This window comes from Xenorhabdus cabanillasii (assembly GCF_003386665.1).
GTDB classification, from domain to species: domain Bacteria; phylum Pseudomonadota; class Gammaproteobacteria; order Enterobacterales; family Enterobacteriaceae; genus Xenorhabdus; species Xenorhabdus cabanillasii.
This window is the reverse complement of sequence record NZ_QTUB01000001.1, coordinates 669,967-693,208: the sequence shown is the minus strand read 5'-3', so window position 1 is coordinate 693,208 and position 23,242 is coordinate 669,967. Positions and strand designations below refer to the sequence as shown.

Annotated in this window: 23 protein-coding genes, 2 tRNA genes and 1 pseudogene; 7 read left to right on the top strand and 19 right to left on the bottom strand. The window is 42.6% G+C overall.

Features of this window, described 5'->3' with window-relative positions; all coding sequences use genetic code 11:
• Window positions 1-251: 251 nt before the first annotated feature.
• The 6 genes from BDD26_RS03550 to BDD26_RS03525 all read right to left on the bottom strand — a co-directional run bounded on the left by BDD26_RS03550 (window position 252) and on the right by BDD26_RS03525 (window position 5,724).
• The gene (locus tag BDD26_RS03550) at window positions 252-1,022 is read right to left on the bottom strand and encodes a TatD family hydrolase (RefSeq protein ID WP_115825564.1); all 771 of its coding nucleotides are present in this window, start codon (window positions 1,020-1,022) and stop codon (window positions 252-254) included.
• Window positions 1,023-2,138 carry a patatin-like phospholipase family protein gene (locus BDD26_RS03545; protein WP_038264535.1) on the bottom strand — a complete coding sequence of 372 codons (1,116 nt, stop codon included), beginning with the start codon at window positions 2,136-2,138 and terminating at the stop codon, window positions 1,023-1,025.
• Window positions 2,139-2,504: 366 nt separating this feature from the next.
• Window positions 2,505-2,948 carry a BON domain-containing protein gene (locus tag BDD26_RS03540; protein ID WP_038264532.1) on the bottom strand — a complete coding sequence of 148 codons (444 nt, stop codon included), beginning with the start codon at window positions 2,946-2,948 and terminating at the stop codon, window positions 2,505-2,507.
• Window positions 2,949-3,145: 197 nt separating this feature from the next.
• Window positions 3,146-4,735 carry a peptide chain release factor 3 gene (gene prfC, locus BDD26_RS03535; protein ID WP_115825563.1) on the bottom strand — a complete coding sequence of 530 codons (1,590 nt, stop codon included), beginning with the start codon at window positions 4,733-4,735 and terminating at the stop codon, window positions 3,146-3,148.
• 160 nt (window positions 4,736-4,895) lie between these two features.
• Window positions 4,896-5,345, bottom strand: a complete 450-nt coding sequence (gene rimI / locus BDD26_RS03530; protein ID WP_115825562.1) for a ribosomal protein S18-alanine N-acetyltransferase — start codon at window positions 5,343-5,345, stop codon at window positions 4,896-4,898.
• On the bottom strand, window positions 5,314-5,724 hold the full coding sequence (locus BDD26_RS03525; protein ID WP_038264522.1) for a DNA polymerase III subunit psi: 411 nt from the start codon (window positions 5,722-5,724) through the stop codon (window positions 5,314-5,316). Before BDD26_RS03525 ends, rimI begins: the two co-directional genes overlap by 32 nt.
• Before the next feature lie 200 nt (window positions 5,725-5,924).
• On the opposite strand from BDD26_RS03525, the gene rsmC reads away from it, so the two are divergent.
• The 3 genes from rsmC to BDD26_RS03510 all read left to right on the top strand — a co-directional run bounded on the left by rsmC (window position 5,925) and on the right by BDD26_RS03510 (window position 7,361).
• Window positions 5,925-6,938: a 16S rRNA (guanine(1207)-N(2))-methyltransferase RsmC gene (gene rsmC / locus BDD26_RS03520; RefSeq protein ID WP_038264519.1), complete on the top strand. Its 1,014-nt coding sequence runs from the start codon at window positions 5,925-5,927 to the stop codon at window positions 6,936-6,938.
• A gap of 177 nt (window positions 6,939-7,115) precedes the next feature.
• Window positions 7,116-7,202: transfer RNA gene (locus BDD26_RS03515), tRNA-Leu, on the top strand.
• Between the two features lie 72 nt (window positions 7,203-7,274).
• A tRNA-Leu gene (locus BDD26_RS03510) sits at window positions 7,275-7,361 on the top strand.
• 102 nt (window positions 7,362-7,463) lie between these two features.
• Here the strand turns inward: BDD26_RS03510 and BDD26_RS03505 are convergent.
• From BDD26_RS03505 to BDD26_RS03485, 5 genes are all read right to left on the bottom strand, one after another.
• Complete coding sequence (locus tag BDD26_RS03505; protein ID WP_038266621.1) at window positions 7,464-7,736, bottom strand: DUF1435 family protein; 273 nt, start codon at window positions 7,734-7,736, stop codon at window positions 7,464-7,466.
• A gap of 96 nt (window positions 7,737-7,832) precedes the next feature.
• Window positions 7,833-9,284: an alkaline phosphatase gene (phoA, locus tag BDD26_RS03500; RefSeq protein WP_115825561.1), complete on the bottom strand. Its 1,452-nt coding sequence runs from the start codon at window positions 9,282-9,284 to the stop codon at window positions 7,833-7,835.
• A gap of 189 nt (window positions 9,285-9,473) precedes the next feature.
• Complete coding sequence (locus BDD26_RS03495) at window positions 9,474-10,967, bottom strand: aldehyde dehydrogenase family protein (RefSeq protein WP_115825560.1); 1,494 nt, start codon at window positions 10,965-10,967, stop codon at window positions 9,474-9,476.
• A gap of 15 nt (window positions 10,968-10,982) precedes the next feature.
• Window positions 10,983-11,363 (bottom strand): cupin domain-containing protein, encoded by a 381-nt coding sequence (locus BDD26_RS03490; RefSeq protein ID WP_115825559.1) that lies wholly within the window; start codon window positions 11,361-11,363, stop codon window positions 10,983-10,985.
• Window positions 11,364-11,436: 73 nt separating this feature from the next.
• Window positions 11,437-12,738: an NAD(P)/FAD-dependent oxidoreductase gene (locus BDD26_RS03485; protein ID WP_115825558.1), complete on the bottom strand. Its 1,302-nt coding sequence runs from the start codon at window positions 12,736-12,738 to the stop codon at window positions 11,437-11,439.
• Window positions 12,739-13,143: 405 nt separating this feature from the next.
• Here BDD26_RS03485 and uriH point away from each other — a divergent pair, with 405 nt between their 5' ends.
• A complete protein-coding gene (uriH, locus tag BDD26_RS03480; RefSeq protein WP_115825557.1) occupies window positions 13,144-14,094 on the top strand; it encodes a uridine-preferring nucleoside hydrolase UriH in 951 nt (316 codons plus the stop codon).
• 127 nt (window positions 14,095-14,221) lie between these two features.
• Here uriH and BDD26_RS03475 read toward each other — a convergent pair whose 3' ends face one another.
• Window positions 14,222-14,458: a helix-turn-helix domain-containing protein gene (locus BDD26_RS03475; RefSeq protein WP_072021990.1), complete on the bottom strand. Its 237-nt coding sequence runs from the start codon at window positions 14,456-14,458 to the stop codon at window positions 14,222-14,224.
• Between the two features lie 147 nt (window positions 14,459-14,605).
• Between BDD26_RS03475 and BDD26_RS03470 the strand changes: the two genes are divergently transcribed.
• Window positions 14,606-14,818, top strand: coding sequence for a helix-turn-helix domain-containing protein (locus tag BDD26_RS03470; RefSeq protein WP_038260439.1), 213 nt, complete (start codon window positions 14,606-14,608; stop codon window positions 14,816-14,818).
• A 61-nt stretch (window positions 14,819-14,879) separates the two neighbouring features.
• On the opposite strand, the gene sugE is transcribed toward BDD26_RS03470, so the two are convergent.
• Both sugE and efp read right to left on the bottom strand, forming a co-directional pair.
• The gene (sugE, locus tag BDD26_RS03465) at window positions 14,880-15,194 is read right to left on the bottom strand and encodes a quaternary ammonium compound efflux SMR transporter SugE (RefSeq protein ID WP_115825556.1); all 315 of its coding nucleotides are present in this window, start codon (window positions 15,192-15,194) and stop codon (window positions 14,880-14,882) included.
• Window positions 15,195-15,415: 221 nt separating this feature from the next.
• On the bottom strand, window positions 15,416-15,982 hold the full coding sequence (efp, locus tag BDD26_RS03460; RefSeq protein ID WP_115825555.1) for an elongation factor P: 567 nt from the start codon (window positions 15,980-15,982) through the stop codon (window positions 15,416-15,418).
• A 40-nt stretch (window positions 15,983-16,022) separates the two neighbouring features.
• On the opposite strand from efp, the gene epmB reads away from it, so the two are divergent.
• Entirely contained in the window at window positions 16,023-17,051 is a 1,029-nt protein-coding gene (gene epmB, locus BDD26_RS03455; RefSeq protein ID WP_115825554.1) for an EF-P beta-lysylation protein EpmB, read from the top strand.
• A gap of 182 nt (window positions 17,052-17,233) precedes the next feature.
• Here epmB and BDD26_RS03450 read toward each other — a convergent pair whose 3' ends face one another.
• The 4 genes from BDD26_RS03450 to BDD26_RS03435 form a co-directional block, all read right to left on the bottom strand.
• Window positions 17,234-17,575: a DUF4156 domain-containing protein gene (locus BDD26_RS03450; protein ID WP_038260435.1), complete on the bottom strand. Its 342-nt coding sequence runs from the start codon at window positions 17,573-17,575 to the stop codon at window positions 17,234-17,236.
• Window positions 17,576-17,748: 173 nt separating this feature from the next.
• Window positions 17,749-19,395: a chaperonin GroEL gene (gene groL, locus BDD26_RS03445; protein ID WP_038260434.1), complete on the bottom strand. Its 1,647-nt coding sequence runs from the start codon at window positions 19,393-19,395 to the stop codon at window positions 17,749-17,751.
• 61 nt (window positions 19,396-19,456) lie between these two features.
• Window positions 19,457-19,750, bottom strand: coding sequence for a co-chaperone GroES (locus BDD26_RS03440; RefSeq protein ID WP_038260433.1), 294 nt, complete (start codon window positions 19,748-19,750; stop codon window positions 19,457-19,459).
• A 177-nt stretch (window positions 19,751-19,927) separates the two neighbouring features.
• Window positions 19,928-20,446: an FxsA family protein gene (locus BDD26_RS03435; RefSeq protein ID WP_038260432.1), complete on the bottom strand. Its 519-nt coding sequence runs from the start codon at window positions 20,444-20,446 to the stop codon at window positions 19,928-19,930.
• Window positions 20,447-20,842: 396 nt separating this feature from the next.
• On the opposite strand from BDD26_RS03435, the gene aspA reads away from it, so the two are divergent.
• Window positions 20,843-22,267 (top strand): aspartate ammonia-lyase, encoded by a 1,425-nt coding sequence (aspA, locus tag BDD26_RS03430; RefSeq protein WP_115825553.1) that lies wholly within the window; start codon window positions 20,843-20,845, stop codon window positions 22,265-22,267.
• A 119-nt stretch (window positions 22,268-22,386) separates the two neighbouring features.
• On the opposite strand, the pseudogene BDD26_RS03425 reads toward aspA, so the two are convergent.
• Window positions 22,387-23,137, bottom strand: a pseudogene (locus tag BDD26_RS03425) (IS5 family transposase).
• Window positions 23,138-23,242: the final 105 nt, after the last annotated feature.

The following is a 23,242-nucleotide window of genomic DNA, read 5'->3' as shown; positions in this document are numbered from 1 at the left end:
GGCGATTATACCTAGTAGTAAAAAAGAACAAGCTACTAACATCACAAATTAATACAGCAAAAAGTAATATAAAAACAAAAAATGAGACTTACATCACATATAACCATGTTATTTATCAGGGGTTAGATAATCTTGCGGAAAAAAAGGGAGAAATAAGAAGATAATGCCAGTTTAATATTATTAATGTTTATTTAAGACGGAAGACCATCCTTTACCTGACAAAAAATGGCCTGATTTTTATTCAACGGAAACTAGCTTAATGCAAACAATGTCATGCTATTTTGATAAATTTGGCGGGAAATTTTATCTACAGATTCAGGACGCAATTCACACAATGCAGAAAAAACCTGAGCAACTCTTTCTGGTCGGTTTGGTTGCCCCTGAAACCCTGATAATGGCATATCAGGTGCATCTGTTTCTAACACAAGAGATGACAGTGGTAATCGTGCAATCGTATCACGCGTCTTTTTTGCCCTCTCATAAGTAATAGTTCCACCAACACCAATGTAAAAACCCAAACGAATAAAAGCTTGTGCCTGAGACAAGCTTCCGGCAAAACCATGGATCACCCCGGTACGTGGCACGCTGTGTTTCCGTAACATTGCTGCCAATTGATCGTGGCTTTTGCGGGAGTGAAGTATCACAGGCAATTCATATTTTTTGGCCAGCACGAGTTGCGCTGCCAAGAAGCTTTTTTGCTTTTCAAACTGAGGTTCTGGCATATACAGATCAAGCCCGGTTTCACCTACCGCTACACAGTTAGACTGTTTTTCCTTGAGTTTCTGCTCCAGTTCATCCAGATGCGCGTCATGATGTTCATTGATATACAAGGGATGTAACCCAAACGCTGCATGAATTGAGTCATGGGTAGCGGCCAGATCAGCGACACGCTGAAAATTCACCTGACTGACTGTCGGGACAATGATTTTTTCTACCCCTGTTTGTCTGGCGCGTTCTAAACTTGCTGTTTCATCGTCAACAAAAGGGGGGAAATCAAAATGGCAATGTGTATCGATAAACATCTACTTATCCATCATGGTAGTACCCGTCAGTGGAGCCGGGGTAATATCATTCACCTCTGTTCCTTCAATCTCCGGGTTATTCATATTGTCCAAAAAACCATTGTGCCGGAAGCCATTACGGTTTATTTCATCATGATTTAAACCGTTGCGACAAACACCATAACTTTTACGTTCTGCCAACCCGAATTTACCTCCGACAAAAGTATGTCCGATGGTTGCCAGAAAATACCGCCCACAGCGCCGCCCCAGGTGATAATCCTTATCCAATGCACTGATCCTGCTTCCCAGTGCCATTGCAGCCAATGGTGCGGGTGGATAAATTTCGAATACCTGCACATCATCCGGCGGATTTTCAATAAATTGCTGTGTCCGGTAGTAACTTTTGGCATGCAGCTTCAACATCTGAATCATCTTTTGTGAGCTACTGCTTTCCAGCCAACGCTCTATTCGTTTAATCCACTGTTGCGTGTAATAGAGCTGTGATGGTACTGTTCTGACCACCACAATGGTATCTGCACCACGGCGATAAGCCTCTTCTACTGGGATCGCATCACAAATGCCACCATCCTGATAAACAATGCCATCAAGCGTCACGCCATTGCGATAAAAGCCAGGAATAGCGCTGGAAGCCTTTATAATCTCCATCCAATTATTTTCCTCAGGATGAAAATAATTGGCTTCAAAATCATCCGCCCGACAGGCACACATATAGAATTCACGACCTGCATCAAAATGTCGCATCGCAATAGGGATATTCAAGGGTGATTTTTCAGAAACGATATCAATATACCAATCCAGATCGATTAAATGCCCACCCCGGACAAAACGCAACGGATTAAAAAAGGTAGTATTAGTTGTGTAATTTCTAATTACCTTACGGGCATATCCTCTCTGCCCACAGATATAAGCAGAAAGGTTCTGCGCACCTGCGGAAGTACCAAGAAACAATTCGAATGGGTTGAAGTCAAGCCGGAGAAATTCATCCAACACACCTGCGGTAAAAATTCCCCGCTGCCCACCACCTTCACAGACAAGTGCAATTTTTCCCGGTTTAATCCGTGACGTATAAGCTAACGGCTCTAAATTACCCAGCGTAATCTGAATATGTTTCCCCATAATCCCCCCTGCAAAGTCAATGTCAGTTTCAAAATGCAATTTGAGTTATACCCTCCGTCTTTCAAGTTGTCTCTTTGTGTTGGCTGCGACGCCTTTTGACATCCATTGGGTATATAACTGTCTATTAGTATATTGTTATGCAAACAAAGTGCTTGTAAAAAACAGTGTGTTTATATTTATAAAACTTGGATTAAATAATGAAGATTAATTCACCAACAGACAAGCATTTGCTTACTCTTTGAATAGACAGCACATATTATGCCTCTTGAAAAGTTAATCGCTTAATCAGGTTGGGTTTTATTTGGAGACCTGGAGAATAAAAACAAAAAGAGTGGCCTATTATCTGCCACTCCAGCAAAATACGCATTATTTTTTGATAGTTAACGTACTGTTTACGAACTTAACTCCATCTACTTGATGCGCAATTTTGATAACCCGCTTAACCTGTTCTTCATTTTTGACAAAACCGGAAAGATAAACCACGCCTTTTTCCGTTTTCACTGAAATATTGTTACTATTAATCCCTTTATATTCCAGTAACTTTTCTTTTATTTTGGCAGTAATAACACTATCATCAATAGAACTACCTACTTGTTTCAGTGAGTTATCAAATTTTTCCGCTGCGTTCTTGATTGAATTATCAATTTTCTGGCTCGTATTTTCTAATATTTTATTTTCTAAGGAATTACTTTCTATAGCATTGCCTGAAGATGTTTCTGCGGCTGATACGCTGCCACTTATCAATACCAAGCTTAAAACCGATCCTAAAACAACGGACAGGAGTGAGTGTGTGAACGTTGATTTTTTCATCCTACTACCTTCCCTTAACTAAGCTAAATTGTCAGAAGATGATATATCATCAAATTATGGGGATGAAATGGGCTTTACAATAAATAACGTATATTTTCTTAAGCCAGAAAATTATGCTTTAAATATAGCATAACCAATATATTTAGAATGGAGTAACAAATTAAAAAGGCCAACGACTTGTTGGCCCCGAAAAAATATTAGTGTTCCCGCGTCTTACGGAAAACAATATCAGGATAACGTTCACTGGTCAGATTTAAATTAACCATGGTTGGTGCAATGTAAGTCAGGTTATCGCCACCATCAAGTGCCAGATTTTGCTCACTCTTGCGTTTGAACTCTTCCAGTTTCTTGACATCATTACATTCTACCCAACGTGCAGTAGAAACGTTGACAGGTTCATACAGCGCTTCAACGTTATATTCACTCTTCAAACGGGACACAACAACATCAAACTGAAGTACACCCACTGCCCCAACGATCAGGTCATTATTGGTTAATGGGCGAAATACCTGTACTGCGCCCTCTTCTGATAACTGAACAAGGCCTTTCAACAATTGTTTTTGTTTCAGTGGATCACGCAACCGAATACGACGGAACAATTCAGGGGCAAAGTTTGGAATGCCTGTGAATTTCAGTTCTTCACCCTGGGTAAAGGTATCACCAATCTGAATCGTGCCATGGTTGTGCAGGCCAATAATGTCTCCCGGATACGCATCTTCGACATGGGAGCGATCTCCGGCCATAAAAGTCAGCGCATCTGAAATAACCACATCTTTTTTGGTACGCACCTGACGCAGTTTCATGCCTTTTTCGTATTTACCAGAAACGACACGCAAAAATGCCACTCGGTCACGGTGTTTCGGATCCATATTAGCCTGAATTTTAAAAACAAAACCCGTGAATTTTTCTTCTTTTGCAGTGACTTCACGTGCATCAGCCTGACGAGGCATTGGCATCGGTGCCCATTTCACAAGGCCATCCAGCATGTGATCAACACCAAAATTACCGAGTGCAGTACCGAAAAATACCGGGGTTAATTCACCTTGTAAGAAGGCATCCAGATCGAATTCGTGTGAGGCACCTTTGACCAGTTCCAGCTCTTCACGTAACTGATTAGCCAGATCCTCACCAACTACCGCATCCAGCTCAGGGTTATCCAGCCCTTTAATAGCCCGGACTTCCTGAATCGTATGCCCCTGACCAGATTGATACAGATAAATTTCATCCAGATAGAGATGATAAACCCCTTTAAATGATTTACCACAGCCGATCGGCCATGTGATCGGGCTACAGGCGATATTTAACTCGTTTTCCACTTCATCCATCAATTCCATCGGATCGCGGATATCACGGTCGAGTTTATTCATGAATGTCAGGATCGGCGTATCACGCAGGCGGGTGACTTCCATCAGTTTACGGGTACGATCCTCAACACCTTTAGCAGCGTCAATTACCATCAAACAGCAGTCCACCGCAGTCAGAGTACGATAAGTATCTTCGGAGAAATCCTCATGCCCCGGAGTATCCAGTAAGTTAACCAGACAATCACTATAAGGAAACTGCATCACCGAGGTGGTAATGGAGATACCACGTTGCTTTTCCATCTCCATCCAGTCTGATTTAGCGTGCTGACTGGAACCCCGGCCTTTTACCGTACCCGCTTTCTGAATAGCCTGTCCGAACAGCAATACCTTTTCAGTAATAGTCGTTTTACCCGCATCGGGGTGAGAAATTATTGCAAAGGTTCTCCGCTTGGCTACTTCTTGCAAGAATGAGGAATTTGACATTAATTGAAATCTTCTAGTCTACGCGCGGATAACTACCGTTTGTGATGCACAGAATGACGCTTCACCTTCGGATCCGGCATGTTAATCGTGATTGGCGCTTATTTTCGCTGAACTTGGCGTTATAGACAACCAATGATACTCAATATGGTGTAAAACTCCGTTACTCTCCAAATAACGGCAACGCCATAATGATTGCGTCTTCTTTTCCTGTCGCGGTTGGGTAATAGTTTTTGCGAATGGAAACTTCGTTAAATCCCAAATCTTCATACAAACGAATCGCCGACCTGTTTGAATATCGTACTTCAAGCCACAACGTATTAATCTGCTTTTGAGGTAATACATCGATCAAGTATTTCAGCAATGTTTTCCCATGCCCCTGTGATTGATACTCAGGATGAATAGCGATATTAAAGAGTGTCGCTTCATCTAAAACACACTGTACTATTGCAAAACCAATCATCTGGTCATTAAGCACGATTTTGTAATTGAGATAGCGTTCTCCCTGATTAGAATAAAAAGTTTTTTTACTCCAGGGAAAAGCATGGCTGATCTGCTCTATTTGAAATGCAACGGGAAGATCAACGGGAGTTAATAGAGAAATATTCTTCATAATGGTAAATTTGTTGCCAAAGAGCGCGTTTTGCATCCCCATCAAGGGATAAATCATTTAATGCAGGGCTTCTCAAAGAAATCCCTTGTATTGATAAGGTAATATCAACCCCCAACAGCCAGCATGGGCAGTGGATTGATTCCGAAAGTAACTCAACATCTTTTGTCGTGATGCAATAAACTGATGAGACATTAATCCCCATGGCTGTGAAAATATCAGCAAGTAATGCATGACTTAAGTCAATGTGATCATGGCTAATGATCAACAGACGGGTTGAGTCAGGGATGAGGACAGATAATTCACCTCGCAGGGTCGCAGGGCTACGCAAAACCCATTGGGTAATGCCCAATCGAGTAAGTGATCTGTCACGCTTTGTCATCGTGTTTTTATTCCATCTGCCATAAAAAATAACAGGTAATATATACCTAATAGATTTCAAGTTGCAGCCAACAAAACTGCAACTTGAAAGATGAAAGGTATATTATCAGAGGGCTTATCTCTGCGCCAATCAACACGGTATCTCAGCTTTGCCCACAGATAATTGTTACTGGATAAAGATTTATAAGGAGCTAATCATAGATGTCAGTATTAACACCGGCCAGTGAGGTTATCCTGCGCCATCAAGAGCAATTCCGCTCCCATCATCTGCTTTTTGCGGGTGACCTTCAGGATACTCTGGCAACGGAAATTGAAGCTGCAAGTGTGCGGGTACATACTAATCAATATCATCACTGGCAGTCACTGATCCGCACACTGGGTGATAATGCCTCGTTTGGTCTTACTGCGGACAGCACATTTGTCAAAGGATGTGATACGCTGATTTATTATTGGCCAAAAAGCAAGCATGAAGCACGTTTCCAACTTCGCAGTCTGTTTTCCATTCTGCCTGTCGGAACCGATGTTTTTATTGTCGGCGAAAATCGCAGTGGTGTTCGTAGCGTTGATAAACTGATGGAAGGCATTGCCACTTTCCGCAAAGTAGACAGCGCCCGCCGTTGCAGCCTTTTTTACGGTCAACTGGAGTATCAGGTTCAGTTTGATCAGAACAATTGGTGGAACAGCTATCAAGTCGGCGATGTCACTGTCAATACATTGCCCGGCGTATTCAGTCAGGATAATCTGGATGTTGGCAGCCGTCTTCTGCTCTCTACGTTTGATACACCGATTTCTGGCAACCTGCTGGACATCGCTTGTGGCTCTGGTGTCTTAGCAACGGTGTTGGGTAAAAATAACCCCGGCTTGTCACTGACACTCAGCGATGTCAATGCAGCAGCTATCACATCCAGTAAAGCGACACTGAAAGCAAATACACTGGAAGGGAATGTCATTACCAGTAATGTTTACTCCGCTATTGAAGAAAAATTCGACTGGATCATTTCCAATCCGCCATTCCATGACGGCCTGAAGACAAATCTGTCAGCGGCTGATGATATAATCCGCATGGCACCCAACTATCTGAAATATGGTGGTAAGTTTCGGATCGTAGCAAATGCTTTTTTACCTTACCCGGAGCTGCTGGATAGCGCTTTTGGTAAACACGAAGTGATTGCTCAGACAGGTAAATTCAAAATTTATCAAGCCACTAAAAAGTAACGAATCAAATAACCATTGCCCTTCCCAAATGGGTGGGCAATACCGATATGTCGATTTTTGCATCAATCATACTTTCTCCCGATAAATAATGATTGACGTCAGCCGTAAAATCTCTAGAATTCGCCCCCATACTATCTGTTTAAGTGGTTGTCTATTTAAATGATAGTGTCTGAATTTGCGAGGGTGGCGGAATTGGTAGACGCGCTAGCTTCAGGTGTTAGTGTTCTTACGAACGTGGGGGTTCAAGTCCCCCCCTTCGCACCAAATCAGATAACTATCGATTAAACGAATCAACTGGATAAATCAGTTAAACAAACCAGATAAGTAGCAGTACCTGCGAGGGTGGCGGAATTGGTAGACGCGCTAGCTTCAGGTGTTAGTGTCCTTACGGACGTGGGGGTTCAAGTCCCCCCCTTCGCACCACTGTTAATACTTATCTGCTCATCTCTTATCTGTTTCACATTTTTCTCGCTTTTTCTCCGTTCTTTTTTTTGGTTTTATCCCCATAATTACATCTTACTACTCTCAAAAATGAAAGTGCCCTAAATAACGCAAACCAGCAAACAAACTACATGTCACAGCAATCCCGGCAGGGAGCAGCAAAAAATGGCGGGCATTACGATGTAACAATAGCAAAAGTGTTAAAATCATTGCCCCCTGGATGCTGATTTTAAATTGTTCTATCCCTGCTCCTGTTATTACTAATGCGAATGTAACCAAACTGGATAGCAGAATACCCCACAATCCCGTAATACTGTGCCAGACAGTCAGCTTTAGATTCCGCTTTACACTGGTCATAATCAACCGCCACAATAAATGATAATAATTCCCACTATCATATAGTGTGGCACCTTAATCACAAATTGAAAATCTATAACAACATTCATTACCTTATTATTTCAATTCCATCGCATCACGTATGGTAAAGAACAAATCGGTTTGATCAGTTAAACCAACAACATTGGCTGCATAAGGGCCATAAGCGGCAACACGTAATTGTGTTCCGGTATGATTTTGTTTGTCTTTTTCTGAATCGCTATAGTTTACAGTGATGACTGCACCATCTTTGGTAATCAATGAGCGGGTCAGTCCGGGGGATTTAACATCGGGTTCAATAATCTGGCTGGAATGAGCATGATCAGCCGTAACAATAACTAAAGTGTCTCCATGTTGCTTTGCAAATTTCAAACCCGCTTGTACAGCTTCATCTAATGCCACTGTTTCCCCAATTTGGGCACAAGGGTTAGCTTCATGATCTTGTTTATCAATCGAAGCACTTTCCACCTGCAAGAAGAATCCATTCTTATTGGTTTTCAGTAAATCAATCGCTTTTTCTGTTAGTTGTGCCAATGTGGGTTCAGCGGAATTACGATCAGTGTTAATTTTACACTTCACTGGCGCTTCATTAATGTTGCCATGATAAACCGCTTTTGGCCCTTCCCAGATCACAGCCATATTTCCATCATTGAACAATCCCAACAGTGGTTTTTTCTGATTGGCCTCTTGAATACCATGTAATGATTTTATATCCGTTACCCATTGATACCCTTGTTCCAGGGCTTGTCGTTTCAGCGTTTTTCCTTTATTAACGCCGGATAACGATTGTTGCTCAAAGCTTTTAGCACCGCCCCCCAAAGTAATATCGGAACGCACAACTAAAAGCTGTTCTGTGATAGAACCTTTACCACCGTTTTCTAAAGCATCGGTAGGACATTTTGCCGAAGTTTCCCGTGGGCCATAGCATTTACGGTTTGTGATATGGGCATACAACGCGGCTGGTGTAGCATCCTGAACTTCGGCCGTCGTAACATTTCCTGTCGCTTTTCCGTTTTTCTTTGCTAACTCCAGTAATGACTGATGTGCTTTACCAAAAACATCAATGCCCAACGCACCATTATAGGTTTTCGTCCCTGTTGACCACGCAGTGGCAGAAGCAGCAGAATCCGTGACATAGTTTGGTTTCTTCGTCTCTTTATTCAGAGAGTAATGCGTGTATTGACCAGTAAAAGGCAGTGCATCAATTCCCTTAAAAACCCCCCCAGCGCCTTGTGAATAATTACGGGCTAATGTGATTTCAGAATCACCCATACCATCACCGATAAACAGAATAACATTCTTCGCTTTCTTATTACTCAATGCTGCTTTAAGAGCATCCGTTTGATCTTTGGTAAGACGACGGGCACCACCGAACTGGGTTATATCTCCATGGGCCAAACGGGGTTCTGCCATGATGTTATCTGTATTACCGGCTCGTGCAGATAAACAGGTTCCTGACATTAATATGGCGATAGTAAGAATTAGCAAGTTTTTTGTGTAATTACGGGAGGGGATGTAGCTATAAGGCATAGAGGGTTCCTTACTTTCGGGAAAATTAAACAAAACACCATAAATATGAATTTATCCCCAAATAGTGAACACCTAATATGACATTACTGTGAAAAGTTAATAACACATTTATGACAATTTATTACAGGTTGCCCCGTTTACGCTCTATGAGACAACCTGAAATTTGTTAGTATAAATGGCCTGTTGCTATCAATATCGCATCATGACCGATTTTAGTTCTGTGTAGTGCTCAATGAATTCCTTGCCAAACTCACGACCAATTCCTGAAGATTTCATACCACCAAACGGAACTGCGGGATCAAGGAACGTATGCATGTTAATCCATAAAATACCCGCCCGGATACGTGGGATCATGCGCATTGCCTTACTTAAGTCGTTTGTCCATAAACTGGCAGATAAGCCGAATGGCGTTGCATTCATCATGGCAATCAGCTCTTCCTCATCATCGTAACTGAGGAAGGTCCCTATCGGGCCGAACGTTTCTTCTTTCATTAACGTATCTTCGGCGCTTTTCGCACGGATCACGGTTGGCATAACAAAGAAACCTTTCCCTTCCAGTGCACGGCCACCATATATGATTTCATTCCCCTCCTGGCGCGCTTTTTCAAACAGAGACAGAATTTTTTCGTAATGCTCTTTGTTTGCCAAAGGTCCCATCTCTGTTGTTTCATCAAGGGGAGAGCCAATCTTCATCGCAGACAAACGTTCAGAAAGTAATTTCAAAACCGCATCCATGTGAACAGAAGGAATATAGAAACGTTCCGCCGCTGCACAAATTTGCCCCTGATTCACATAACCAGCTTCTAATATTCCTTCAACAATTTTCTCGACAGACATATCCGCCAAGAAAGCCGCCGCATTTTTGCCTCCCAACTCCAACGTTGCACGGAGCAGGCCGTTTTCCATCACAGATTGACCAATCAGTAAGCCAGTAGGGACTGATCCCGTAAAAGTGACTTTGGCACATAGTGGATGAGCGAGTAGTTCCGCCCCCACATCAGTACCAGAACCATTAACAATGTTGATCACACCATCAGGAATTCCGGCTTCCTTCGCCAGTTCTGCCACACGCAGCATAGTTAAGGGAGTATATTCGCTGGGTTTCAGAACAATCGTACAACCACAGGCCAATGCCGCTCCCAGTTTCCAGATGGCGATCATAATCGAGAAATTCCATGGAATAATCCCGACTACCACACCAACAGGTTCACGACGGGTAAAAGCGGTATATTGCTCCCCTTTGAATGATGGCAATGAAACATTCAGCGTTTCACCGCTTATTTTGCTCGACCAACCGGCGAAGTAGCGCAAGTACTCAGCAGAAGCACCAACCTCCAGCATACGTGATAGCTGAATGGTTTTTCCTGAACACAGACTTTCAAGCTGAGCAAGTTCTTCACTATGTTTTTGCAGTAAATCCGCCAATCGAATCAGACAATTGCCACGTTCCATAGGAGAAGTCTGTGCCCATGAACCATGAAAAGCCGTTGATGCCGCTTCCATAGCGGCATTAGCTTCTGCCTGACTTCCCCGGTTGACAGTAGCAATCACCTCATCAGATGCAGGGTTAACGACCGAAAAGGTTTTGCCTTCCTGACCACGAACAGCCTGTCCATTGATATAATGGCCATGAGAACGTTGCAAAAAAGCTGTAACGGAATCTAGCAAAGTGATTTCACTCATTATATTTCCCCCTTGTCAGTCTGAAACCTGAGCATTGACACATGCCATATAGTGTTTAACGAAGCGTTCACTGGTGATCTCCCACAAGACTTCAGCGCCTTTCGCCGCAAACCATGAGTCACCTTCGTGGTATTCGACCATAATCCCCGTTTTAACATCCGTCAGTTTCACGGATCCTTCATGAACGGTTGCCATTTCATCAAAGGGATAAACCATCTTAAATTTTCCTTTGGTACAGGCAAAAATACCGCAAGTCAGGTTATCCGTTGGCTCTCCGTGGATCATTGCACCACTTGCCTGTGGATCGCCTTCTACAACAATAGAACCAAGATTGGTGACACTACCAATCGGCATTAATTCAGGAAGTACTTTATTTAACAATAATGGCTTTATCATGACTTTTACCTTTCAGAATTAATTGTGCAAAAAAGTTCATGTGCAAAAAGTGAAAATTCCAAAATCAATAACGCTAACGACGCCCTTTCCAATAGCCTGACGCTTGATGCCAAATCTTCCCGGCAGAAAGAAGCAAATGCCTCAATTTATCTTTGCCGATAATATTAAGATGTGGGATAGAACTTAGCAGTGAATAGCGCTCGGAGCCTTCACTCATACCTTCTGCCAGTACTTTGCAGATAATATGGCTTGGCGTCACACCAAAACCCGAATAACCTTGGACATAGAACACGTTGTTATGTTTTGGCAAAGAACCTATTTGTGGGAAGAGATTGGCGCTACAACTCATAGGCCCACCCCATGCCAATTCAATTTTCACATCTTTCAGGTAGGGATAAACATCCAGCATCTGCTTGCGGTTCCATTCTTTTAAATCCGAAGGAATATATTCGAGATATTTTGTCGCACTACCAAATAGCAATCGGTTCTCTTTGGTGACCCGGTAGTAATTGATAACAGGGTTGATATCACTATATGCACCACGGATCGGGCTGATTTTTTCTATCAGTTCATCTGATAGTTCTTCTGTCATTAACTGGAATGCGTAAGTATTAATCGTTTTTTTGTAAATAGTTGGTTCAAGACCATTCAGAAAAGCATTGCACGCCCATAGCATTTTGTTCGCCCGCACAGAGCCCATTGTTGTACGAACGGTAACCCGTGGGCCATATTCCACATTCAAAACCTGGCTGTTTTCAAAAATTTTGACGCCATACTCTGTGACTGCTTTGGCTTCGCCCAACAATAGGTTCAATGAATGAACATGCCCTCCGCCCATATGTTTCAATGCAGAAGTGTAAAGATCTGAACCAATGACTTTCTTAACATCTGAACCAGTATAAAGTTCAATCTCCACATCAGGACTGACTTCCCGAAATTCTTTCAGCCAGCCTCGCAATGTTTTCTCTTGTCGGGAGTTATAACCCAGATAACCATAACCCCGACAGAAATCCGCCTTGATATCATATTTGGCAATCCGGTCACGAATAATTTCAGCCCCCATGTTGCTGATTTTAAATATTGTCTCCAGACCTTTCTTACCGACATGGTGTTTAATCCGATCCAAATCATGACCCATGCCAGTCATAACCTGCCCGCCATTGCGCCCCGTTCCACCATATCCCAGAGTCCTTCCTTCCAAAATCGCGATATTGGTAATGCCTTTTTCTGCCAGTTCCAGTGCAGTATTTACACCCGAAAATCCACCACCAATGATAACGACATCGACATCCAGATCTTCTGTCAGTGTCGGGAAGCGAAGATCATATTTTTTGGTTGCTGCATAGTATGTTAATGAATCGATCTGATTGTTCATATTACACCCCGTGAGCATCAGTCCTTTCCCTGATATACACTACCAACAGCTTTCTATTCAGGGACTCGTATCGCGTTTATTTAAAATCGTTTATTCAGGTAATATTTTTTATTCAATTGGAATAACAAAAGGATACTAAAATAAATAATTAATAAGTTAATAAAAATAAGAAAAGTTCATCCACAAACTTTTACTCTATATATGAATCACATGTATTAGAAATGCTCAAATTATTTGTTATTTTTATGTTAATTAAATCACAATAATTAAAGTTATTGTTAATAAGTTATTATTTTTATCATGTCATTTTGTGATAGTCAGCAGAAGAATTTTTACTGATGGTGAATTATTCTTGGTATGTATATTTGAGCACCATAATTTTTAGGCACCGTAAAAGGAATAAATATGCTTCCTAAGAAAATTATCCTCGATTGTGATCCTGGTCACGATGATGCCATTGCCATGCTGCTTGCCCATGGAAACCCCGATATCGAACTCTTAGCTGTGACGACCGTTGTTGGTAACCAAACCTTAGATAAAGTTACCCGTAATGCGCTTTCCATTGCCTGTATCGCTAATATCCACAATGTTCCGTTTGCTGCGGGGTGCCATCGCCCACTGGTAAGAGAGATCAAAACTGCACCCGACATTCACGGAGAAACCGGTCTGGACGGCACTGAATTGCCTGAGCCTGTAATAAAACTGGATCCGCGGCATGCAGTTGATTTGATCATTGATATCATCATGGAATATCCGCCTAAAAGCGTGACGTTAGTTCCAACGGCAGGTTTGACTAATATCGCCCTTGCTGCCCGAAAAGCGCCCCACATTGTTGAACGAGTAAAAGAAGTTGTATTAATGGGCGGTGGTTACCATATAGGTAACAGGAGCGCTGTTGCTGAATTTAATATCTTGATCGACCCTGAAGCTGCTCACATTGTTTTTAATGAAAAATGGCCACTAACAATGGTTGGATTAGATCTTACCCATCAAGCTCAGGCAACCCCAGAAGTGATTGAGGCAATTGCGCGGATAAAAACACGTCCGGCTCAGTTTGTATTAGATGCACTGGAATTTTATGGAGAAAGTTATCGGATATGGCAAGGCTTCAATTATCCTCCAGTCCATGATCCCTGCGCAGTTGCTTATGTCATTGATCCTACGGTTATGACTACCCAGAAAATCCCCGTCAATATCGAGATGACAGGAGCTTTAACGACAGGTATGACAGTCGCTGACTTCCGCGTTCCTCCCCCAGAAGGCTGCCATACTCAAGTTGCCGTAAAACTGGATCAAGACAAATTTTGGCAGATGATCATTGATGCCTTAAACAATATTGGGGAGACAGCGCTCTGATAACACTATGTACTATATTCAATATCACCTTTGGGCATATAGTTCACAAAGCCCAAAGGTGGTTTTACACCACAAAGTTCAGACAGTCTCTTATCATGATTAATGAAATAATTTGTAGAAATTTTAATTAGGGGGAAACAGAAGTCTCAAAACTGAACAGTTCATTCAACTCAATTTGCAATCCATTAGCAATGACATAAATAATTTCTAAGGTAGGATTTCTGACACCGCGTTCAATGCCGCTGACATAAGTTCGATCCAAACCACACTTATCGGCAAAAGCCTCCTGCGACATCCCGGCTTCTTTCCTGAGATATCTAATTCTTTGTCCAAAAACGGATTTTATGTTGTTCGATGTTTTCATCCGATAAGTATCGATTCATGTTACTTATCCGACCACGGACTATGAGTCACATTTAAATCTTAGTTATGTTATTATGTGTGACTCATAGTCTACTATTAATCCATTTCTTTTTAATTGAAAAATGACAGGTAACAGGAGAACTTAAGAATGGAAAATAAAGATTGGCATTCCGCTGATATCATTGCTGAATTGAAAAAAAGAGGCACAACACTATCAGAAGTGTCACGTACTGCCGGGTTAGCATCATCAACACTTGCCAATGCTCTACAACGCCACTGGCCAAAAGGAGAACGTCTTATCGCAGCCGCACTAGGGCTTACACCGGAAGAGATATGGCCTTCTCGTTATGAGAAAAAATGAGCAAAAATAAGACCCAGCATTATGCTGGGTTCATTGACAAATCATCAAACCTTACTGACAGTCAGCTGGCAAATTTCAGGCCAATAATACCAACAATAATGAGACCAAGACTCAATATCCTGGCAAAGTTCGCAGATTCCCCCAATACTATAATACCGAAGATCGCTGTACCTACAGCCCCGATGCCTGTCCATACCGCATAGGCAGTTCCTGCTGGTAAGTTTTTCATAGCATAAGCCAGTAACCCTATACTGACACTCATCGCACTGATGGTAATTAGACTCGGAACTAAACGAGAAAAACCCTGAGTGTATTTCAGGCCCACAGCCCACACAACTTCAAGTAAACCCGCGATGAGAAGTATCAACCAAGACATGCCTTTTCACCTTAATATCTAATGGAAAATTATCCAATGAAAAGCGGGGCCGTCCCCAATCAGATGACGTTTATCCAGGTCGTCCCAGATAACGATAAGAAATGCAACTGGATTATAACTATCAGATCAGAGAGTGGCAACGTGTAACAAATCTAATGCAACAAAAAAACCGTAACCTCTAGACGAAAAGGCTACGGTTTTTTTAAAATAACGATATGCGATTATTTCACGCGAGAAACGTATTCGTTAGAGCGGGTATCAACTTTAATGACTTCACCGATCTGTACAAACAGAGGTACTTTCACTACTGCGCCAGTGCTCAGAGTTGCTGGTTTACCACCAGTACCTGCGGTATCACCTTTCAGGCCCGGATCAGTGTCAACAACTTCCAGTTCAACAAAGTTTGGTGGAGTAACAGCGATAGGACGGCCATTCCACAGAGTCAGAATACATTCTGCCTGATCGATCAGCCATTTTTCATTATCACCAACGGCTTTCACATCAGCAGCTAACTGCTCAAAAGTCTCATTGTTCATGAAATGCCAGAATTCACCATCGTTGTACAGATAAGTCAGGTTCATATCCATAACATCTGCGCTTTCAACAGAGTCTGTTGATTTAAAAGTTTTTTCCAGCAATTTACCAGAAATCAACTTACGAATACGGACGCGGGCAAATGCCTGCCCTTTACCAGGTTTAACAAACTCACTGTCAAGGATAGCGCACGGCTCGCCATCTAACATGATTTTAAGACCTGAACGGAATTCATTGGTACTATAAGTAGCCATGGAGATCCTCTAATTTTTAACGAAATGGCTTAGCCAAAAAATGGCACACATTATAACCCAAACTCACCCTGCCAGAGAAGTCTGGCTACAACAACTTACGGATGTTATCACTGATCCCAATGAGTTGTTGCAATTGTTGTCCCTGAGCACGCACGCCATATTGAAAGAAGGCAATGAGGCGCGGCGCTTATTTCCTTTACGTGTGCCAAGAGCATTTGTATCACGAATGAAAAAAGGCGATCCGCGGGATCCCTTATTACTACAGGTTCTTACTGCACGAGAAGAGTTTGATATTCCAGCTGGTTTTTCCACTGATCCATTAGATGAACAACATCCAGTGGTTCCCGGATTGCTGCATAAGTATCGCAACCGTGCTTTATTACTGGTCAAAGGAGGCTGCGCGGTAAATTGCCGTTATTGCTTCCGACGCCATTTCCCTTATGAAGATAATAAAGGTAATAAAAACAACTGGCATGCAGCACTTAATTATATTGAACAGCATACTGAGCTGAATGAAATCATCTTTTCCGGTGGTGACCCGCTTATGGCGAAAGATCATGAACTGGATTGGCTAATTACTCATCTTGAATCCATCCCGCATATTAAACGGTTACGTATTCATACCCGCTTACCTGTCGTCATCCCCGACAGGATTACTCTTTCATTATGTAACCGTTTGGCACAATCAGATTTGCAAGTGATTATGGTAACCCATATTAACCATGCAAATGAAATTGATGATGCTTTTCACAATAGCATGATGCGATTGAAACAAGCGGGAGTAACACTGTTGAATCAAAGCGTTATATTGCGTGATGTAAATGACAATGCCGATACTCTGGCAGACTTAAGTAATGCGTTATTTGATGCGGGGATCTTACCTTACTACATCCATGTGCTGGATAAAGTTCAGGGAGCTGCACATTTTCTTGTCACTGATGAAGAAGCAAAATCCATTATGAGGGAGCTATTGGCTAAAGTCTCCGGCTATTTGGTTCCGCGTCTGATAAGGGAAATCGGTGGCGAACCGAGTAAAACACCACTGGATTTAGGCTTCGGGCAGCACTAACTGATCAAGATGATGTTCAGCCATCGCTGATTCAACAAACCCACCGTCACAAACATTTCATAATGGGCAGTGCACAGAAATTCAAACGATCAGGTCACTTATCGTGTTACAAAACGTTTTTCTGGACATTGCCCAAACTGCATACCATGTTCTTTTTCTTTGCTATATCTTCTTACTGGCGCCTAGGGACATTTATAGACTTGTCCAACCATTTTGCTATCAAGGGGAACAAAGCTACCTAACAGATTTTCTGATGGGCTATTTGCACCATAAATGACATTTCCCCCCATTGCAGCCGCTTTATTACGTAAATCATTAGCTGCACCACGCATAGAACTGCTCTCATTACCAACCCCATTGAACCAGTTGCTTTGAGTACCAGTCACTTCACCTAATCGCTGACATTCGCTACCCGGCTGAGTATCGACAAAACGTACATTAGAGCCCGCGGAAGTTAATTGATTATTCGTTGTACAACCAGCCAGTAGCAATACTGACAATCCGAGCAAAATTTTAATTCGCATTTCTTCCCTCATCGGTTATTGGAACTTACACCACGAAACTTATACCACAATGATAAATATACCCTTTTGTATTTCATTAAGAGTCAAAAGTAAAAAGGCGAGCAGATATTTTCTGCTCGCCTTCAAACTTTTATCCTAATGGACGGGCAATTCCATCATCAGGATGAACAGCACTACATCATGCCGCCCATTCCACCCATACCGCCCATGCCACCAGCTGCGCCTAAGTCTGCTTTGTCATCTTTTGGCAGATCAGTGATCATCGCTTCAGTGGTGATCATCAGACCAGCAATAGAAGCTGCGAATTGCAGTGCAGAACGCGTTACTTTAGTTGGATCCAGAATACCCATTTCGATCATGTCGCCGTACTGTTCAGTTGCAGCGTTATAACCGTGGTTGCCCTGACCTGCTTTCACGTTGTTCACAACAACAGATGACTCTTCACCTGCGTTGTCTACGATCTGACGCATTGGCGCTTCCATTGCACGCAGTGCAACACGGATACCTACGTTCTGATCTTCGTTGTCTCCAACCAGATCTGCGATAGCTGCCGCTGCGCGAACCAGAGCAACACCACCACCAGCAACAACACCTTCTTCTACTGCTGCGCGAGTTGCATGCAAGGCATCGTCAACACGAGCACGTTTTTCTTTCATTTCAACTTCAGTTGCTGCACCAACTTTGATCACAGCAACACCGCCTGCCAGTTTCGCTACGCGCTCCTGCAGTTTTTCACGGTCATAGTCAGAAGTTGACTCTTCGATTTGCTGACGGATTTGACTAACACGCGCTTCAATTGCGCTAGCTTCACCTACGCCATCAATGATAGTAGTCGTGTCTTTGCTGATAACGACACGTTTTGCCTGACCCAGATCTTCCAGAGTTGCTTTTTCCAGCTCCAGACCAATCTCTTCAGAAATCACAGTACCGTTAGTCAGAATAGCGATATCCTGTAGCATTGCTTTACGGCGATCACCGAAACCTGGTGCTTTAACCGCTGCAACTTTCACGATACCACGCATGTTGTTCACAACCAGAGTAGCCAGCGCTTCGCCTTCAACATCTTCAGCGATGATAACCAGAGGCTTGCTCGCCTTAGCTACACCTTCCAGAACTGGCAGCAGTTCACGGATATTAGAAACTTTTTTGTCTACCAGCAGGATGTATGGGTTTTCCAGCTCAACAGAACCTGCTTCTGGTTTGTTGATGAAATAAGGAGAGAGGTAACCACGATCAAACTGCATACCTTCAACAACGTCCAGTTCGTCTTCCAGACCAGTACCTTCTTCAACGGTGATTACACCTTCTTTACCGACTTTATCCATCGCTTCTGCGATCAGTTTACCTACGGTTTCGTCGGAGTTTGCAGAGATTGTACCAACCTGTGCAATGGAAGTGGAATCAGAGCAAGGTACGGACAGTTTCTTCAGCTCTTCAACCGCAGAAATTACTGCTTTATCGATACCACGTTTCAGATCCATTGGGTTCATGCCAGCAGCAACTGCTTTCAGACCTTCAGTGACGATCGCTTGAGCCAGTACAGTTGCAGTGGTTGTACCGTCGCCTGCTGCATCATTAGCTTTAGAGGCAACTTCTTTAACCATCTGTGCACCCATATTCTCGAACTTGTCTTCTAATTCGATTTCACGTGCTACAGAAACACCATCTTTAGTAATTACAGGTGCACCAAAAGATTTATCCAAAATAACATTACGGCCTTTAGGACCCAAAGTCACTTTAACTGCATCAGCCAGTACATTCACACCACGCAACATTTTGCTGCGAGCATCATTACCAAATTTTACGTCTTTAGCTGCCATTGTGTCTTTCCTTTAAATTCGTTCAATTATTAAGAAGATCTCAGCGTAATAAGATTCTCAATTACGCTTCAACAATTGCCAGAATGTCGCTTTCAGACATGATCAACACTTCTTCGTTATCGATCTTTTCTGTTTTAACGCCGTAACCTTCATTAAAAATGACGGTATCACCCACTTTTACGTCCAGCGCCTTCACGTCCCCATTTTCGAGGATGCGACCATTGCCGACTGCCAAAATTTCCCCACGGGTAGATTTGCCCGCAGCAGAGCCCGTCAGAACAATTCCGCCAGCAGATTTTGATTCAACTTCTGTACGCTTAACGATAACGCGGTCATGTAATGGACGAATTTTCATTGATAGATCTCCTATAAATAAAGTCCATATCAGGTAAGAGGATTGATACCAGAACCCAACAGAACCAGTACCATGAAGCTACAAGTTGGGGCATATAAGCAGTACTTCAAGGGGGGATAGCAAAAAATATTTCACTTTTTTATTACCCTCTGAAATCTCAGACAACATAAGCCGAAATTACTTCTTGTTGTAACTATCATCATGACGTTTTTGATCATCATTTTTTTGATTATCACGAGTAATAGTATAGGAGGCATCATCTTGCTTGCGCTGATACTCTCCTTCAAATGTTTGCCCATGACCATCATCCTGACCATATCCTCCACGGACATTCGGGCGATAAAAGGTAATATGTGGCAGCAATTTTGCTGCCAGTAATTTTTGTACCGGAGACAGCAGCAGCAATAACCCAAGAAAATCGGTAAAAAAGCCAGGGAGTATTAACAGGAATCCCGCTATCACTAAAGAGACACTTTTAACGGCTTCTGCCGCAGGGCTTTCTCCGGTAGCAATTTTCTGCTGCATCGTCATAAAATTTTTGATTCCCTGATTACGGACAAGGGAAACACCAACACAAGAAGTCAGAACTACCAATAACAGGGTTAGCAAGACCCCGACTTCAGAAGCAATGCGGACGAACAGAACTGATTCAATATAAACCAGCAGGCATATCAGGATAAGTGGGAGCCAGCGCACGTTGTTCTCCTTTAGTTGAGGCAACCTGAAAGATAAAGGGGATAAATTGGCATTTTCATCCGATTGTGAATACAGTCTTCTTTCTTATAACCATGTTCATTAATGATAACGCTCGAGATTGACATAGTGTGGGGATAACAATAACGGTTTTCAATACTTGTGACGCTTGACTTTTAAGCTGAGTAACCGTGACCTTAATCACACATATGCCATTTCATTAAATAAAATCGTACTATAAAGTGATCCAGGTTCAAGGCATTTCTAACAAATCCAAATATGATCGCGCCGGCAATTTAGTGGTAATTGGTTAATATCACAGTAATTACCATCGGAAACATTATCTCAACAAACACATAACAAACAGTAAAAAACGTATCCAATCTTAAGAAGGTTCTCATGTCAAACAACATTCGTATCGAAGAAGACCTGTTAGGTAAACGTGAAGTCCCTGCTGAAGCCTATTACGGTATTCACACTCTACGTGCGATTGAAAACTTCTATATCAGTGACCGCTCCATCAACGACGTACCTGAATTCATCCGTGGCATGGTAATGGTGAAAAAAGCAGCAGCACTGGCAAACAAAGAGCTCCATACTATTCCCGGTAAAGTTGCAAATATCATTGTCAAAGCCTGTGATGAGCTGCTCAACACGGGTAAATGTATGGATCAGTTCCCGGTTGACGTTTTTCAGGGCGGTGCAGGCACCTCACTAAATATGAATACGAATGAGGTGTTGGCAAATATCGGTCTTGAACTGATGGGACACCAGAAAGGTGAATATGAGTACCTGAACCCCAATGATCATCTGAACAGAAGCCAGTCAACCAACGATGCTTATCCTACAGGGTTCCGTATTGCTGTCTACAACTCAATCATACAGTTGATCGATTCTATTGAATTATTAAAAGCAGGCTTTGACAAAAAAGGGATTGAATTCGACGACATCCTGAAAATGGGTCGTACTCAGCTGCAAGACGCTGTGCCGATGACTTTGGGTCAGGAGTTCCGTGCCTTCTCTATGTTATTGAAAGAAGAGACTAAAAATATCACCCGTACAGCGGAATTGCTATTGGAAGTCAACCTAGGAGCAACTGCTATCGGTACTGGCCTGAATACAGCACCCGGCTATCAGAAACTGGTTGTGGAAAAATTGGCAGAAGTCACTGGCCTGCCTTGTGTACCCGCAGAAGACCTGATTGAAGCAACTTCCGACTGTGGTGCTTATGTGATGGTTCACGGAGCACTGAAACGTCTGGCAGTAAAAATGTCCAAAATTTGTAACGATCTGCGTCTGCTCTCTTCCGGCCCACGCGCGGGTCTGAACGAAATCAATCTGCCAGAGTTGCAGGCTGGCTCTTCCATTATGCCAGCCAAAGTGAACCCGGTGGTGCCAGAAGTTGTTAACCAGGTTTGTTTCAAAGTTATTGGCAATGATACCTGCATCACCATGGCCGCAGAAGCAGGTCAATTACAATTGAACGTGATGGAGCCAGCAATTGGTCAGGCAATGTTTGAATCCATTACGATCCTGAGCAATGCGTGCCGCAATCTGGTTGAAAAATGTGTTAATGGTATTACGGCCAATAAAGATGTATGCGAAAGCTTTGTCTTTAACTCTATCGGTATCGTAACCTATCTGAATCCATTCATCGGTCACCATAATGGCGATATCGTAGGTAAGATCTGTGCAGAAACGGGTAAAAGTGTCCGGGAAGTCGTTCTGGAGCGTGGCCTGCTGACAGAAGCGCAATTAGATGATATTTTCTCTGTTGAGAACCTAAAACATCCGACTTATAAAGCAAAACGTTTTGATGACTGATTAAATGATTATAATAACGAGTTCGTCTTAATTTTTAAGGCACGCTATTCCAACCGGAAGCGTGCCTTTTTAATTTATTATTATAGATTATTCTATTTTTATCTTCTTAAATAGCATCGTCATAAAATGCTTAGCCAAAGCGCGAAGCAGCGGATCTGAACAGCAGCAAGAAATGAGGCACTATTTTTGGCATAATGGGTCGCTATACCAAGCCAACGTTTAAGTTTAAGAAAAGCATTTTCAACTCATTGCCTGAGTCGATAGAAGTTCCGATCATATTCTCATTTCATTTTTGCGATTTTGTGGCTGGGAATGTGCTCGGCTATTCCTTGTTTCTTGCCTGTTCAACAACGGAATGACCGTCATAGCCCCGATCCGCTAATCAATGGCCTACTTCTATTCCTTCAATCAAGGCCTCAGCGTGTGAGCAACCCGCTGTGTTATCGCGTGTAATAAGCGCTCTGATCGACATACCATGTGCATCCACAGACGGATGTATCTTGGTATTGGGCCTCCTTTTGTGCGCCCCATATCCTAATTGCCTCCTACCGCCCTTGCGGCACGATGGGGATGGACCTGAATGTGACTGTGTCAATCATCAGCCATTCGAAATCGGGTTCAAAGATGAGTTCTTCAAGCAATCCTTCCCATATGCCTTTGTCCTGCCACCAACAAAAACGGCTATGCGTATTTTTCCAGTCACCATAATCGGGCGGTCAATCTCTCTAGGGGAGTCTGCCCGTAAAATCCAGAACACGGCATTAATAAATACGACACGCCCCCAAACTCCCTTACGTCCGGTAGGTGAAGTTCAAGCAAACGCCAAATATGATCGGAAATATCGTGACGGCGGTGTGTTGGTGTGTTCATAGCTAAGTAATCATTCCGGTAATAAGCGGATATTATTACATGAATTAATTAATTAATTAATTAATTTATGACGATAACATCTAGTAAAAACAAAAAAATCACTAA

What these genes read in the sequence shown, in the direction of transcription:
- BDD26_RS03550 (WP_115825564.1), bottom strand. Translation starts at nt 1,022, where the DNA reads ATGTTTATCGATACACATTGCCATTTTGATTTCCCCCCTTTTGTTGAC.
- BDD26_RS03545 (WP_038264535.1), bottom strand. Translation starts at nt 2,138, where the DNA reads ATGGGGAAACATATTCAGATTACGCTGGGTAATTTAGAGCCGTTAGCT.
- BDD26_RS03540 (WP_038264532.1), bottom strand. Translation starts at nt 2,948, where the DNA reads ATGAAAAAATCAACGTTCACACACTCACTCCTGTCCGTTGTTTTAGGA.
- prfC (WP_115825563.1), bottom strand. Translation starts at nt 4,735, where the DNA reads ATGTCAAATTCCTCATTCTTGCAAGAAGTAGCCAAGCGGAGAACCTTT.
- rimI (WP_115825562.1), bottom strand. Translation starts at nt 5,345, where the DNA reads ATGAAGAATATTTCTCTATTAACTCCCGTTGATCTTCCCGTTGCATTT.
- BDD26_RS03525 (WP_038264522.1), bottom strand. Translation starts at nt 5,724, where the DNA reads ATGACAAAGCGTGACAGATCACTTACTCGATTGGGCATTACCCAATGG.
- rsmC (WP_038264519.1), top strand. Translation starts at nt 5,925, where the DNA reads ATGTCAGTATTAACACCGGCCAGTGAGGTTATCCTGCGCCATCAAGAG.
- BDD26_RS03505 (WP_038266621.1), bottom strand. Translation starts at nt 7,736, where the DNA reads ATGACCAGTGTAAAGCGGAATCTAAAGCTGACTGTCTGGCACAGTATT.
- phoA (WP_115825561.1), bottom strand. Translation starts at nt 9,284, where the DNA reads ATGCCTTATAGCTACATCCCCTCCCGTAATTACACAAAAAACTTGCTA.
- BDD26_RS03495 (WP_115825560.1), bottom strand. Translation starts at nt 10,967, where the DNA reads ATGAGTGAAATCACTTTGCTAGATTCCGTTACAGCTTTTTTGCAACGT.
- BDD26_RS03490 (WP_115825559.1), bottom strand. Translation starts at nt 11,363, where the DNA reads ATGATAAAGCCATTATTGTTAAATAAAGTACTTCCTGAATTAATGCCG.
- BDD26_RS03485 (WP_115825558.1), bottom strand. Translation starts at nt 12,738, where the DNA reads ATGAACAATCAGATCGATTCATTAACATACTATGCAGCAACCAAAAAA.
- uriH (WP_115825557.1), top strand. Translation starts at nt 13,144, where the DNA reads ATGCTTCCTAAGAAAATTATCCTCGATTGTGATCCTGGTCACGATGAT.
- BDD26_RS03475 (WP_072021990.1), bottom strand. Translation starts at nt 14,458, where the DNA reads ATGAAAACATCGAACAACATAAAATCCGTTTTTGGACAAAGAATTAGA.
- BDD26_RS03470 (WP_038260439.1), top strand. Translation starts at nt 14,606, where the DNA reads ATGGAAAATAAAGATTGGCATTCCGCTGATATCATTGCTGAATTGAAA.
- sugE (WP_115825556.1), bottom strand. Translation starts at nt 15,194, where the DNA reads ATGTCTTGGTTGATACTTCTCATCGCGGGTTTACTTGAAGTTGTGTGG.
- efp (WP_115825555.1), bottom strand. Translation starts at nt 15,982, where the DNA reads ATGGCTACTTATAGTACCAATGAATTCCGTTCAGGTCTTAAAATCATG.
- epmB (WP_115825554.1), top strand. Translation starts at nt 16,023, where the DNA reads ATGGCACACATTATAACCCAAACTCACCCTGCCAGAGAAGTCTGGCTA.
- BDD26_RS03450 (WP_038260435.1), bottom strand. Translation starts at nt 17,575, where the DNA reads ATGCGAATTAAAATTTTGCTCGGATTGTCAGTATTGCTACTGGCTGGT.
- groL (WP_038260434.1), bottom strand. Translation starts at nt 19,395, where the DNA reads ATGGCAGCTAAAGACGTAAAATTTGGTAATGATGCTCGCAGCAAAATG.
- BDD26_RS03440 (WP_038260433.1), bottom strand. Translation starts at nt 19,750, where the DNA reads ATGAAAATTCGTCCATTACATGACCGCGTTATCGTTAAGCGTACAGAA.
- aspA (WP_115825553.1), top strand. Translation starts at nt 20,843, where the DNA reads ATGTCAAACAACATTCGTATCGAAGAAGACCTGTTAGGTAAACGTGAA.